This is a genomic window from Campylobacteraceae bacterium, assembly GCA_013215945.1.
GTDB lineage: Bacteria > Campylobacterota > Campylobacteria > Campylobacterales > Arcobacteraceae > NORP36.
Genome location: JABSOM010000004.1, coordinates 136,993 through 150,548, shown reverse-complemented (window position 1 = coordinate 150,548; position 13,556 = coordinate 136,993). Strand labels below are relative to the sequence as shown.

17 protein-coding genes are annotated in these 13,556 nt (G+C 28.9%); 12 read left to right on the top strand and 5 right to left on the bottom strand.

The annotated features are described in order from the left end of the window. The first annotated feature begins 32 nt into the window (after nt 1–32). The 6 genes from trmD to HRT41_05700 are packed head-to-tail and all read left to right on the top strand — an operon-like array spanning nt 33 to nt 4,083. Nucleotides 33–710 (top strand): tRNA (guanosine(37)-N1)-methyltransferase TrmD, encoded by a 678-nt coding sequence (trmD, locus tag HRT41_05725; GenBank protein ID NQY23510.1) that lies wholly within the window; start codon nt 33–35, stop codon nt 708–710. Next, nucleotides 707–1,075, top strand: coding sequence for a 50S ribosomal protein L19 (gene rplS, locus HRT41_05720; GenBank protein NQY23509.1), 369 nt, complete (start codon nt 707–709; stop codon nt 1,073–1,075). Before trmD ends, rplS begins: the two co-directional genes overlap by 4 nt. 16 nt (nt 1,076–1,091) lie before the next feature. Then, nucleotides 1,092–1,622, top strand: coding sequence for a hypothetical protein (locus HRT41_05715; protein ID NQY23508.1), 531 nt, complete (start codon nt 1,092–1,094; stop codon nt 1,620–1,622). Further along, complete coding sequence (locus HRT41_05710) at nt 1,619–2,869, top strand: hypothetical protein (GenBank protein NQY23507.1); 1,251 nt, start codon at nt 1,619–1,621, stop codon at nt 2,867–2,869. The genes HRT41_05715 and HRT41_05710 overlap by 4 nt, the downstream gene beginning before the upstream one ends. After that, a complete protein-coding gene (locus tag HRT41_05705) occupies nt 2,859–3,449 on the top strand; it encodes a DedA family protein (protein NQY23506.1) in 591 nt (196 codons plus the stop codon). The genes HRT41_05710 and HRT41_05705 overlap by 11 nt, the downstream gene beginning before the upstream one ends. A gap of 1 nt (nt 3,450) precedes the next feature. Further along, the gene (locus HRT41_05700) at nt 3,451–4,083 is read left to right on the top strand and encodes an SDR family NAD(P)-dependent oxidoreductase (protein NQY23505.1); all 633 of its coding nucleotides are present in this window, start codon (nt 3,451–3,453) and stop codon (nt 4,081–4,083) included. Nucleotides 4,084–4,089: 6 nt separating this feature from the next. On the opposite strand, the gene HRT41_05695 is transcribed toward HRT41_05700, so the two are convergent. Continuing rightward, a complete protein-coding gene (locus tag HRT41_05695; GenBank protein ID NQY23504.1) occupies nt 4,090–4,434 on the bottom strand; it encodes a helix-turn-helix transcriptional regulator in 345 nt (114 codons plus the stop codon). Nucleotides 4,435–4,594: 160 nt separating this feature from the next. Here HRT41_05695 and HRT41_05690 point away from each other — a divergent pair, with 160 nt between their 5' ends. From HRT41_05690 to HRT41_05665, 6 genes are all read left to right on the top strand, one after another. Then, a complete protein-coding gene (locus HRT41_05690; protein ID NQY23503.1) occupies nt 4,595–5,353 on the top strand; it encodes a heme-binding protein in 759 nt (252 codons plus the stop codon). Between the two features lie 91 nt (nt 5,354–5,444). Then, nucleotides 5,445–5,777, top strand: coding sequence for a hypothetical protein (locus HRT41_05685; protein ID NQY23502.1), 333 nt, complete (start codon nt 5,445–5,447; stop codon nt 5,775–5,777). Beyond that, complete coding sequence (locus HRT41_05680) at nt 5,746–6,390, top strand: type III pantothenate kinase (GenBank protein ID NQY23501.1); 645 nt, start codon at nt 5,746–5,748, stop codon at nt 6,388–6,390. Before HRT41_05685 ends, HRT41_05680 begins: the two co-directional genes overlap by 32 nt. Continuing rightward, nucleotides 6,368–6,976 carry an ATP phosphoribosyltransferase gene (locus tag HRT41_05675; GenBank protein ID NQY23500.1) on the top strand — a complete coding sequence of 203 codons (609 nt, stop codon included), beginning with the start codon at nt 6,368–6,370 and terminating at the stop codon, nt 6,974–6,976. Before HRT41_05680 ends, HRT41_05675 begins: the two co-directional genes overlap by 23 nt. Beyond that, nucleotides 6,976–7,671, top strand: a complete 696-nt coding sequence (locus tag HRT41_05670) for a class I SAM-dependent methyltransferase (GenBank protein ID NQY23499.1) — start codon at nt 6,976–6,978, stop codon at nt 7,669–7,671. Before HRT41_05675 ends, HRT41_05670 begins: the two co-directional genes overlap by 1 nt. Before the next feature lie 26 nt (nt 7,672–7,697). Continuing rightward, nucleotides 7,698–8,309, top strand: a complete 612-nt coding sequence (locus tag HRT41_05665) for a LysE family translocator (protein NQY23498.1) — start codon at nt 7,698–7,700, stop codon at nt 8,307–8,309. Nucleotides 8,310–8,404: 95 nt separating this feature from the next. Here the strand turns inward: HRT41_05665 and HRT41_05660 are convergent, their stop codons facing one another. The 4 genes from HRT41_05660 to HRT41_05645 all read right to left on the bottom strand — a co-directional run bounded on the left by HRT41_05660 (nt 8,405) and on the right by HRT41_05645 (nt 13,381). Beyond that, nucleotides 8,405–9,445, bottom strand: a complete 1,041-nt coding sequence (locus HRT41_05660) for a PepSY domain-containing protein (GenBank protein ID NQY23497.1) — start codon at nt 9,443–9,445, stop codon at nt 8,405–8,407. Nucleotides 9,446–9,448: 3 nt separating this feature from the next. Further along, entirely contained in the window at nt 9,449–11,815 is a 2,367-nt protein-coding gene (locus tag HRT41_05655) for a TonB-dependent siderophore receptor (GenBank protein ID NQY23496.1), read from the bottom strand. Between the two features lie 118 nt (nt 11,816–11,933). After that, nucleotides 11,934–12,911, bottom strand: a complete 978-nt coding sequence (locus HRT41_05650; GenBank protein ID NQY23495.1) for a FecR domain-containing protein — start codon at nt 12,909–12,911, stop codon at nt 11,934–11,936. Further along, on the bottom strand, nt 12,908–13,381 hold the full coding sequence (locus HRT41_05645) for an RNA polymerase sigma factor (GenBank protein ID NQY23494.1): 474 nt from the start codon (nt 13,379–13,381) through the stop codon (nt 12,908–12,910). The genes HRT41_05650 and HRT41_05645 overlap by 4 nt, the downstream gene beginning before the upstream one ends. Nucleotides 13,382–13,556 lie beyond the last annotated feature (175 nt).

The following is a 13,556-nucleotide window of genomic DNA, read 5'->3' as shown; positions in this document are numbered from 1 at the left end:
AATTTTGTATTGAATAATGTATAAGGAAAAAAATGAATTTTACTTTTGTTACTTTGTTCCCTAATTTAATAGAGTTTTATTTTCAAGACTCTATCTTAAAAAGGGCCATTGCTTCAAATTTTATATCTTACGAGTTTTATGATCCCAGAGCTTATACTACTAATAAACATCATAAAGTTGATAAACAAATAATCAGTGGAGGAGCTGGTATGTTAATGACTTGCCAACCCTTATTTGATTGCCTTGATGACATAAAAGCTAAAAATGAAGATGCATATATTATTTTTCCCTTAGCTGCTGCAAAAGCTTTCAAACAAAACGATGCAAAACGACTTGCTAAGAAAAAAAATATTGTTTTTGTTTCTGGTAGATATGAAGGAATTGATGAGAGAGTTATTGAAAAATATGCCAATGAAGTGTTTTGTATTGGTGAATATGTTTTAACAGGAGGAGAATTGCCTTCTTTAGTAATGGCAGATGCAATTTCTAGAAATGTACAAGGAGTACTTGGAAATGCCCAATCCTTGGACATGGAATCCTATGAAAACAATCTTTTAGAAGCGCCATCTTTTGCGAAACCTGAAAATTTCCAAAATTTAAGTGTCACTAAAGAATTCTTAAAGGGAAATCATAGTAAAATTCACGACTTAAAATTAAAAATGTCTATTTGTAGAACAAGATATTACAGACCTAATAAGGAAAAGAAATGAAAAACAGATATATTGCTAGCTTTGAAGCAGCACAAATGGAGTCTAAAGAAATCCCTCAGTTTAGAGCTGGAGATACAGTAAGACTTGGTATTGAAATTAAAGAAGGGACTAAAAAAAGAGTTCAATCTTTTGAAGGTATAGTTATTGCTAGACATGCAGAAGGTACTGCAGCTACATTTACAGTAAGAAAAATTGCTGCAAATCAAATTGGAGTTGAAAGAATCTTTCCATTATACTCTGATTCAATCAAAACTTTTGAAGTACTAAGAAGAGGTAGAGTTAGAAGAGCTAAGTTACATTTCTTAAGAGGATTAACTGGTAAAGCTGCTAGAATTAAAGAATTAAAAAAGAACGTTAAGGCTTAGTCTTAACACACTTTTAATGTTTAAAACATTAATTCATTGTGCCTTACTTTGTGAGGCACAAGCACTTATTAACTATTACAAACTATCACTTGATAGAACAAAACCAAACCAAGCAACACACATTAAAATATACAGCAATGATACACTAGTAATAGTGATTTCTGGCGTAGGTAAAATTAATACACAAAATACTTTAAAATATATATTTAAAAACTATCAAATATCAAAAGCTATTAATTTAGGTATTGCAGGATGTGTAGATGAAAATATAAAAATTGGAAGTCTTTTTTGTACGAATAAAAAACTTGAAAACTTAAACCATGCAAGAATTACAACATTAGATACAATATGTACTAATAAAAATCAAATTTCTACCGTTTTAGTGGATATGGAAAGCCAATATTTTGATGAAATAGCTTCTTTTCACCTAGAAGATATCTATATAATAAAAGTGGTCTCTGATCATTTAGAAGAACAAATACCTACAAAATCTTTTGTAATACAATTGATACAAAATACCTTTAAAGAATGGAAACACCTATTATGAGTTTGAACAAATTTAATGAACATATTTTAAAAACAAATTATAAAAATCTAAGTTTAGACAACCAAACGTTTGTCAAAGAAAAATTCTTGGAATACAAATTTTCTTATCAAGAATTAAAACAAATAATTGATTTCTCAATCGATTTTGTTTTATGGAATGAAGATAATATTGTTAATATTTTCAAAGATGAATATTCTTCTAAAAAAGAAGCCTTTAATCATATAAGGGGAGTTTGGACAGCTTTGAAAAACAAACCCAATTCGTACAGTAACTTTTCAAAAGACTTGTATAAAAAAGATGTAAGGAAAGTATCTTTTACTAAATTTAAAAGTGATACTTCTGCACTTGGGGCCTGTCCTGTAGCAAGTTCAGGTACACGATGCTGTAATTTAATGACTCTTGATGCCGTACAGTCCTGTGGTTTTGATTGTTCGTATTGTTCCATTCAATCTTTTTACAATCAAAATAAAATTGGTTTTGATGAGAATTTTAAAAAGAACTTACTCTCACTTAAACTGGACCCTTCTAAAATGTATCACATTGGAACAGGACAAAGTTCTGATTCTTTAATGTGGGGAAACAAAGAAGGTATTTTAGATGCACTTTTTGATTTCGCACGTGCAAACCCTAATGTGATTTTAGAGTTTAAAACAAAATCAAATAATATTAAATATTTTTTAGAAAATGATGTTCCTAAAAATATCATTTGTACTTGGTCTTTAAGTACGCCTACTATTATTACCAATGAAGAACACTTAACTGCAAGTTTAGATAAAAGGCTTGCTGCTGCAAAAGCTTTAAGTGATAAAAATGTTCTAATTGGTTTTCATTTTCATCCCATTGTTCAGTATGAGAATTATTTAGAAGAGTATGGGGAAGTATACAAACGTGTGGTTGATATGTTTGATTCAAAAAAAGTAGTTTTGATATCTTTTGGAACACTAACTTTTATTAAACCTGTGATTAAAAAAATTCAAGCCCGTTCTTTTAAAACAAAGATTTTACAAATGCCTTTTGAAAATGCCAATGGAAAAGTTTCTTATTCTTTAGATGTAAAAAGAGAAATGTTTAAACATGCTTACGATTCCTTTAAAGCTTGGCATGAAGATGTGTATTTTTATTTATGTATGGAAAATCATACTTTATGGAAAGAAGTTTTTGGTTATGAATATGCTACGAATGATGACATGGAAGACAGAATGAAAACATCCTACTATTCTAAAATCAAGGCTCTTGATGTTACATGATATTGCTCTTTATATTGTAGATATAGTTTCTAGTTTTGGATATGCTGGAATCTTTATTATGATGTTTTTAGAAAGTACTTTTTTCCCTTTTCCTTCTGAGATTGTTATGGTTCCAGCTGGTTATTTAGTATATAAAGGTGAAATGAATATGGCAGCTGTATTATTTTGTGGGATTTCGGGAAGTTTAGCAGGGGCTTTATTTAATTATTTTCTTGCATTAAAACTGGGACGTGTTTTATTAATTCGTTTTGGTAAATACGCTTTTATTAGTGAAGCTACTATAACAAAAATGGAAGACTTTTTCCTAAGTCATGGGCATATATCTACATTTACAGGAAGATTGATCCCTGGAATTAGACAGCTTATTTCTTTTCCTGCAGGGCTTGCAAAGATGAACCTTTTTACTTTTTGTTTTTATACTACACTGGGTGCTAGTATTTGGGTTGTAATTCTTACTCTTTTGGGTTATTACATAGGTGATAAGCAAGACTTAATTAAAGAATACCTTTCCTATATTATTTATTCACTTTTGTTTATTTTAAGTATAATTGTTTTAATTTACTATAAAAAGAAGGCTTAAAATGACAGCAGTGGTTACAGGTTATAGCTCTGGTATTGGAAAAGAAATATGCGTGAGTTTAGAGGAAAATAACTATGAAATCATTCGTTTAAAATCAAGATTAGAAGATAGTATATCTTTAGAGAAAGAAATCAAAGAACTTTTAAAAACGAAAGATATATCTGTTTTAGTAAATTGTGCTGGTTTTGGAATATTTAAACCCCATGAAGAAATCGAAGTTGCAAAAATAAAAGAATTAATTGATGTGAATTTGACTGCGCCTATTATTTTAACGTCACTTTTATTAAGATCTTTGAAAAAAACAAAAGGTCATATTATAAATATAGCTTCCATTGAAGCTACAAAACATTCAAAGTTTTCTGCTTTGTACACAGCAAGTAAAGCAGGTTTAAGGGACTTTTCTTTAACATTATTTGAAGAGTTAAGACGAGCTGATGTTAAAGTAACATCTATTAATCCAGACCTTACAAAAACTTCTTTTTTCGATGCTTTGAATTTTGAACCAAGTGAAAAAGAAAATACCCATTTATTAGCTAAAGATATCGCATCTACAGTAATAGATATTCTTAACTTTAATGGGGTTATTACAGATATTACTGTGCGAGCTCAACGTTTAGAAATAAAGAAAAAATAGTCAGGGCTATTCTTTCTTTAAATATTCTTGTCCCCACAGCTGCATTTTTTCCATAATTGGAATAAGTTTCTCACCTTCTTTTGTTAACATATATTCTACTTTTGGTGGTACTTCATTGTAGATTTTTTTTGAAATTATTTTATTTTGCTCTAGTTTTTTTAGCTGTTGCGATAACATTTTTTGAGTTATATCTGGTAATACTTTTCTGAACTCATTAAAGCGTATTATTTTTTTTTCACTTAAATGCGAAAGTATAAGCACAATCCATTTTCCACTTAATATTTCTACTGTGATTTCAATTTCAGATGTATAATTATTGCAATGCACTTTATTTTGTCTTACATTTGGCATAAATTCTCATTTTTTTATTTTAATTAAAGCACTGTTTTAGCACAAATCAAACCTTTTGTATACTATCCTACCAAAGGTAAACTTCTTGACGAACATACTATGCTTTGCTAGTATTCTAGCATTATTCTCATATAAAAAGAGAAATCAAAAAGGAAAAAAAATGATTAAAAACAAAATTAACACAGGTATATTTTCAGCACTAATGTTAGTAGCTAGTTTAAGTGAAGCAAAAAGTTCAATGGAAGTTTTACCTACGTATGATGAAGTAAAAAAAGAATTAATTAAAATTGTAAAAGAAAACAATGGTGGTTTTTCATTAAACATGTGGGCTACACTTGTTAATAGAGATGGGGTAGTAAAAGTAGTAACTTTTTCAGGAAAAACAAGAGCAGATCAATGGCCAGGAAGTAGAGTGATTTCAGCTCAAAAAGCAAATACGGCTAATGCTTTTAGTTTAACAAACTTATCTCTTTCAACTGCAAACTTATTTACAGCAACTCAAGATGGGGGAAGTTTATTTGGACTTCAACACAGTAATCCTGTAGATACCAGTGTTGCATATGGCGGCTCAAATGAAACTATTGGTATGAAAAATGACTACATGGTAGGTAAAAAAATTGGCGGAGTAAATGTATTTGGTGGAGGCTTGGCTTTATATTCTAAAAGTGGCGAACTTCTTGGGGCTTTAGGTGTAAGTGGAGACAGCTCTTGTGCGGATCACAATATTGCATGGAAACTGAGATCTGCATTAAAACTTGATACTATTCCTGGTGGAGTTAACAGTGATGGTAGTGATAATATAGTAAATGACATTACAAATAAAATAAGTAAAAGTGGATGGGGACATCCCAAATGTAGTCCTGAAGCTACAAACATAGCTAAAAACTTTGCTTCAACTCATCCCCTAAGTAAAAAATAAATTAAACAAACAAGGAAATACTATTTTCCTTGTTCTTAAGCCTTCAAAAAACTCTCAAACTACGCTATAATTCACAAAAAATGGAAAAATATTGAAAGACATAACAGGTTACTTTTTAGAGAAGAATATTTTATTTAAAAAAATAGAAGCTATTAATCTAAAAGATTTGGGTACAAGAAAAAAAATAGATATTTTTACAGCAACCAGTGTTAAAAGAGAGTTTTATGCTATTTTTATATTAGTGGCAAAATCAAGATTTATAAGAAAAAATGCGGATGAACTTATGATTTTATGTGAAAATCTGGCTTTATATAAAGAACACAATTTTAAAAAGAAAATTTTGTTAATATCTTCGCCTCTTTGTTCTAAGTCTAAAAAATATCTTGAAGAAAATGATTGGAGAATTGAAATTGATTTTATGTGATATTGGAAATACCTCTTTTCATTTTTTAATTAACAATGAATCTAAAAAATATTATATGAATGAAACACTTCCTGTTTTTAATGAGCCTATTTATTATATATCTGTTAATTTAACTGCACTTGCAAGGTTAAAAGAAACGACAAATACATTAATAGATGTAGAAAAATATTTGAACTTCCCTACGCGATATAAAGGTTTGGGACTTGATCGAAAACTGGCGTGTTTAAATGCCAAAAATGAAGTAATAATAGATGCGGGTTCTTGTATAAAAGTAGATTTAATGGAAAATGGAATTCACAGAGGTGGTTTTATTCTTCCAGGTTTAAAAAAACTCCATGATTTATATCCTACTATATCTCCTGTTTTAAACTATGATTTAAATTTAAAGCAAGATTTAGATAAAATCCCATTAAGTACGCAAGAAGCAATCTCTTATGGGATATTAAAAGCAATTATTTTACCCATAAAAGAGTTTGCAAAAAACAAACAAATCATAATTACTGGTGGGGATGCAAAAGAACTTTCTTCTTTTTTTCCTACGTGTACCTACGATGAACATTTAATTTTTAACAATATGAAAGGACTTATTAATGCTAACAATTGCATTACCTAAGGGACGAATAGCACAAGATACTCTAGAGAAGTTTGAAAAAGCTTTTGGAGAAAAATTTGTATTTGAAGACAGGAAACTAATTTTAGTAAAAGCGGGATTTACATTTTTAAATGTAAGAAATCAAGATGTGCCAACCTATGTTATGCATGGTGCTGCTGATTTAGGAGTAGTTGGATTAGATGTTTTAGAAGAAAAAGAATACGATTTAATTAAACTACTAGATTTACAATTAGGTAAATGTAAGGTTGCAATTGGTCTTCGAGCGGGAGAAGAACTGGATTGGAGTAAGAGTATTATAAAAGTAGCAACAAAACATGAAGTAATTGCTAAAAAATACTTTGAAAAAAAAGCAATGGCAGTAGAAATTATTAAACTTTATGGTTCTATTGAATTAGCACCTTTGGTTGGACTTGCTGATTGTATTGTTGATATTGTTGAAACAGGTGCAACAATGAAACAAAACGGTTTAGAAGTAGGGGCTACTATTATGGAAACGTCTGCTCATTTAATTGTAAATAAAAATGCTTATTACTCAAAAAAAGCAGCGATTTTTTCATTAAAAGAGAAAATAGAAGCTGTTTTATAGTGGGATTGGATTTATATTCAAAAATTGAACCTTATTTAGAATTAGAAGAGGAAGTAAAAGAATTACACTCAGCTTTTTTAGGTCTTATTTTTGAAAAGAATTTAAACGATATTATCGATATTGGTTGTGGTCAAGGTGCATTTATGATGCATCTTTTAGCCAATGGTATAGAAGTGTATGGAATAGATTTAAGTGTAGAACAAATAAAAGTCTGCCAAAGTTTTAACTTACGTGCAGATGCCATAGATGTAAAAGAAGTAGAAGATACTTTTGCTTGTGCAACAGCTATTTTTGATGTGCTTAATTATATTCCAAAAACCTCTTTAGAAGACTTTTTAAAAAATACCCACAAAATATTAAACCCTAATGGATATTTTATCTTTGATGTTAATACCCTTTTTGGTTTTGAAGAAATAGCTCAAGGTTCTTTAAACATTAATCAAAAAGATAAATTTATAGCCATAGATGCAATTTTTGAAAACAATGAATTAAAAACAGATATGACACTGTTTTCAAAAACTAAAAACAATACCTATACTAAAGAACAAGACAGTATTACCCAATACTATCATGCTTTAGATTATTTAAAAACTCTATTAAGTTCTTGTGGTTTCAAAATAGAGCAAATAATTAATTTTAATCTTCACAGTGATGAAGATGCGGATAAATATATCTTTATCGCTAAAAAGATATAAACCTAGAAAATATTTAAGGAAATAGTATTATGGAAACATTTACTCTAACAATCTTAATATCAATTTTTATGTTCTCTTTTGCAAGCTCTATTACGCCAGGGCCTAACAATATCATGCTTTTATCTTCTGGTTTAACATTTGGATACAGAAGAACTGTTCCTCATATGTTAGGCGTTGTTCTTGGTTTTCCTTTAATGACTATTTTTGTGGGGCTTGGATTAGGAGAGTTTTTTAAAATCTATCCTTCTGCTTTGGACGTATTAAAAGTCATAGGAATTGCCTATTTACTTTTTTTAGCTTGGAAAATTGCAAATTCAAGTCCAGAATTCAAAAAAAAGGATGAAGACTCTCAACCCATGAAGTTTTTGCCTATTGTATTGTTTCAATGGCTAAATCCAAAAAACTGGATTAAAATTATTACGGGTATGTCTGTATATGTTACATCTGTTGAGTATGCAAGTATACAAATCATAATAATAAGTATCATCTTCTTTTTAACGGTGCTTGTTTCCGCAAATTCTTGGGCTATAGGTGGAGTAGTTCTTAAAAAACTTATTAAAAGTCCTAAGGGTATAAAACGCTTTAATGTTATTATGGCAATAATATTAGTACTCTCCCTTGTACCTAGTGTTATATAGAGGAATATAAAAAGACTTTTTATATAAACGAAATACAATATATATTATTTACTACTTGGTATTTCATTACTCTCACTTTAATGAATAGAAAATAACTATTTTTTTCTTTTTTTATACATTAAAGTAATACCTGTAATACTTAACAAGAGTGGACTTAATCCAAGAAAAAACCAAAATAATTTTGTGCCTTCATTATAATAACCAAAATGAAGTTTTCTCAAACTTCCTAGAAACTTGTGGTATATTGATAAATCATTGACATTAGATACTCTTATAATATTTCCTGTGTGTTTGTCAAAAATAATGCTGCTTGAATACTGATTATGAATAATGTTTTGAGATTTTATTTCTCCATAATAGCTGAGCTGTTTTTTTCCTTTATATGGAAAACTGATATAGGTAAGTTTAAAATCTTTTATACTATTTTTTGCTTCTTGATGTAAGGTATCAAGTGAAAGATTTTTATTATATAAATTTTCTTTGACATGATAAGGAATTTCTTTTTTTAATATGGAATTAATACTCCAATAACTGCCTATTATCGCTATGATTAAGATAAGTGGAGAAGATAGAATCCCAATCATTTTATGAAAATCTTTAAAATATACTAAAAGGTTTTTATTAAATCTGAGTATAAAAAAGTTTTTCCAAAAGTTTTTATAAATAATAATGCCACTTATGGCTATAAAACAATAAAAAATCCCAACAAGTAAAAGCAAATATAACCCCTTTTTTTCCAGAAGAAAATTTGCATGAAGTTCTACTATAATATCGCTAAAATAAGAATCATGGTTTTTTAATACGTCTAGTAATTCACCTGTATAAGGGTTTAAGTAAAGAGATTCCCATATTTTCGTATGGTGTTTGATTAAATAAACTCTGTGAGCTTGATCTTTTTTAGTGGGAATTAACCAGCCTACAATTTCGTGCCTAGGCTGGCTTTGATTCACTATTTTTTTTAATTTTTCATAAGAAAGTTGTTTCTTTTTTATCTGTACTTTTGTTACTTTAGGCATTAAAATGTTGTCAACTTCATATTTATAAACAAGAATAGATCCGCTTAATGAAATAATTATAATGGGTATAAATACCGCTAAGGACAAATATTTGTGAATACTACGAAGTGACTTAGTCATTTACTAGAATGTCCATTTTAAATTAAAATGGTAAGACCTTGGTGCACCATAAGAACCTTGAGCCCAGTACAAACTAGAATAGTATTTTTTATTGGTAATATTCTTTATATTAAAAGAAGTAGATACGTTTTTACTTATTTTATACGATGACATAATATCAATAATGGTATAGGCTTTTTGTTTAGAAACAATCATTTCTCCTGTTTTAGGCCCTTGTGTTGCTAGTTTTTGATTTCTATAAATATCATCTTGCCATCTTAGACTGGTTCCAATTTTTAATGCAGGCAAGGATTCAAAGTTATATGAAGTAGATATTTTTATTGTTTCTTGGGGAATATATGTTTTTGCTACGTTATCATCTAGGTCTTTAATACGGAGATTAGTATATCCAAAACTTAGGTTCAAATTCTTATATATTTCTCCTACTAGTTCAACTTCAAACCCTTTACTTTCTAAACCTTCATCCACATCATAGGTTTGTATTCCTGATATTTTTGCTCCTTTTGAAGCAACATTTTTTTGTTTTGTTTTAAATAAAGAAAAAGTACCATTTAATGCGCCATCGAAAAATGTTGCTTTTGTTCCAAGTTCATAGTTTTTTCCCTCACTGGCTTCGATTTGTTTAAAATTGGCATCTATTTTTTCCTGAGGTTTAAACGACGTTGTATAACTTGCATAAATACTTTGATTGTCATTAAGTTTGTATACTATTCCCGCATAAGGTGTCAGAACATTTTTATCTTTTGAGTTGACACTGTTTTTGTAACTGTAACCTTTTGTTTCCCAATTCGATATTCGTGAACCTAATAATAAAGAAAGTGAATCGGTTATATTTATATTACTTGCTGCATATATTGCTATTTGTTTGTTTGTAAAATCAGCAGAAGGCTTACTGTTTGTAATAAAGTTAGGCTTATCAATACTTCCATTCCAAGTGCCAAAGTTTGGAATAATAGGATATCCATTATCTGCATTTAAGGAATCTTTTATAATAGAACTTTGAGCAATACTTACTCCAATTACTGCTTCGTGTTCTCTATTTGCTAATGTAAAAGGCCCATTTACAGATAAGTCAAAAAGATTTTCTTTTACATCAATAGAATAATCACTTTGGCTTGCTTTTAGTCCTGATTCATCGCCTTGTGTGGGAGTTCCATACATATAAAACAAATTTGAACGCTCTTTGTGCGTATTATGTTTAAAAACACTTTGTAATTTCCAGTCATTTTTTAAGTTTTGATCAATTTGTATAAAAGCTTCACTTTTAGTAGTATCCCAAAATGACCAATCAGATGAGGTGTTTTTAGAAACATCATAAGATGTAGCATTACCATTAGTATAATATAAAGGTAAACTTCCCCATGGCCCTTCATTTGTGTTATTTTGATAACGTGAAAAACCAAAAGAGAGTAAAGTATCATCACTTAAGTCTGCTTCAAAAATAGCATAAAATAAGTTATTATCGAAATTATATCTGTCTAAATAAGAGTCTGATTTTTCGTAGGAAGCAACAATTCTTGCTCTAAAGTTTTCATTAATTGAGTCACTACTATCCACCATTATTTTTTTATTATTCCATGAACCTAAACTTACATCAACAGAATGTTGTGCTTCTTTTGTAGGTCTTTTTCTAATAAGATTGATACTTGCACTTGGATCTCCTGCACCACTTGTAAGAGCAGTAGCACCTTTAGTTACTTCAATATGATCAAAAATCTCAGTTGCAACGCCTCCCATTGAATATTCAGCATCAAGTGGTAAAGATAAACCATCCATTTGTAAATTACTAATAGCAAAACCTCTTGCTGTAAATTTAGCTCTGTTAGGTTCTCTTAATTCAACAGTAATTCCTGGCACTTGATGTAAAACATCATTGATTGTATTAAGTGAAAAGTCGTTCATTTTTTCTCTTGTAACTACACTTACACTTTGTGGTGTATCTAAAATAGATAAGTTCATTTTTGTAGCACTATTCATAGAACTAATAGTATAAGAACCACTTTTTTCTGTAATATTACCTGATCTTTCAATAACTTCCACTTCTCCTAAATTTGAAGAATAAGTATTTTTTATAATTATTATTTGTTTAATAATAATTGCGCCATCTTCTATACTTGCTTTTAAACCACTTTTTTCAAGTAATTTATTTAAGGCATTTTGTAGACCTTCAATATTTTTAATACTCTTAGAGGTTTTTCCTTTTAATAGTACGGCATCGACTATAAAAGGTATTTTTGCTTTTTTTGAAATACTTTGTATTGCTTCTTGTAAACTTTGTGCTTTGATGGAAAAGTTTTGTGCTGCATATACATTTGAAGCTAATAAAATAGCCACAAGGGGACTTAATAATACTGTTTTTTTTATATTCATCTGTTCTCCTTAGAATTAAAGCAATTTAATTAAATTTATTTTAAATTGTATGAAAATAATTCTGATAATCATTCTCTTGAACTATAAGACTAAAAAAGAACAAAAAGCGGACACGAATTTAATTTATTTTTGAAATTTGTATTAAATTCTTATTTTTAGTGATTTTAATGGGATAAATCTTAGGAAGGGTTGTTAAGAATATCTGAAACTCATCTTTAGTAAATTTCCCTGAGATAAGAAAATCTTTAATTTCATTGTTTTTGTATAAAACATCAAAGTGTTTATACCTAGAAAATTCTTTAAAGGCATCATTCAGGGAAGTTTCTTTAAAGATTAGTAGATTTTCTCTCCATGAAGCCAAGGATGAAATATCTCTTTTTTCATACTTTTCTACTTTCCCATTATTATTTAAACTTAGGGTCTCACCTTTAAGTAAAAGCACAATACTTTTATTTTTTCCAGAAGCAAGAATATAAGAAACTTTTACTTTTCCTTCTTCAACTGTAACATAGGTTTTGTTTTTTTCTTTATTTACTTCAAATTTTGTGCCTATTACTTCAATCAAGGTTTTTCCTGCTTGTATGGTAAACACTCTGTTTTTATCTTTTGCTACATTAAACATAGCTCTTCCATATAAAAGTGAGATTTCTCTTTTATGAGAGAATAAATCAATTTGCATTTGTGATTTTGCATCTAAACTTAATAAAGAGTTATCAGGAAGTTTGATTGTTTTGATAATATTTTTATTGGTGATATATATTTTACTGTAAGAAGGAGTGTAATAATCATGGACTTCAAAAACTGCAAAACCTATGCTTAATATAAATACTGCAGCCATTAATAAAGGTTTTGTTTTTTCAATTATTTTTGTTCTAAAAGCAGCTTTATTCGCATAAGTACTTAATTGTTGTGAATTTTTTTTACTTAAGTTTTTAAACAAATTTTGTGTTTTTTTGGCTTTCACAAATATTTCTTCATGTAAAGTATTCGTTTTTAGCCAAGTATTAAATTCTTTTTCTTCACTTGGTGAAAACCCTTCTTTCTCTAAGGCTATCCAATAACTTGCTATTTGATTAATTGTTGTTAAATTTTTCATGCTTCAACCTCTTCTAATTTTTCTTGGATTTTCATAGTTGCTCTTGTAATATGTTTTTCAACAGCATTTATCGTAATTCCCATTTTTAAGGCAATCTCTTTTCTTGAATATCCATCAATTGTATGTAAAATGAAGGCTTGTTTTGATCGTGAAGGCAGAGTTTTTACGATATCCATTAAATTATTTTCTAAACTTTGATTTAATATTATTTCTTCTGGTTGTTCAGATGCAGGTATTATATTTGAATTGTCCTCATACGCTACTTTTGAGATATTTTTATTTTTATTTATTTCATCAATTACAATATTTCGAGCCATTTTATATAAATAGGCGCGCTTATTAATGATTTTAATTCGTGAGTCTACTTCTATGGCTCTAGCATATGTTTCTTGAATGACATCTTGCGTTTTATCTTTGTCTCTAACCATGCGTTGTACATAATAAAAAAGTTCTTTATAATAATCTATCATAAATATTCCAAATTTTTTTGATAGATATTATCATAATCATTCTTATACAAGAAAAAGAGTATTGTTTTATCACTTTATTAATAAGCTACTTAGCCCCTGAGGACGAATCTCAACTTTTTATAAAGTAATTATTTAAGAGCTCATACAAAGTGACCTTTGCGTTTATTTTGTCTGC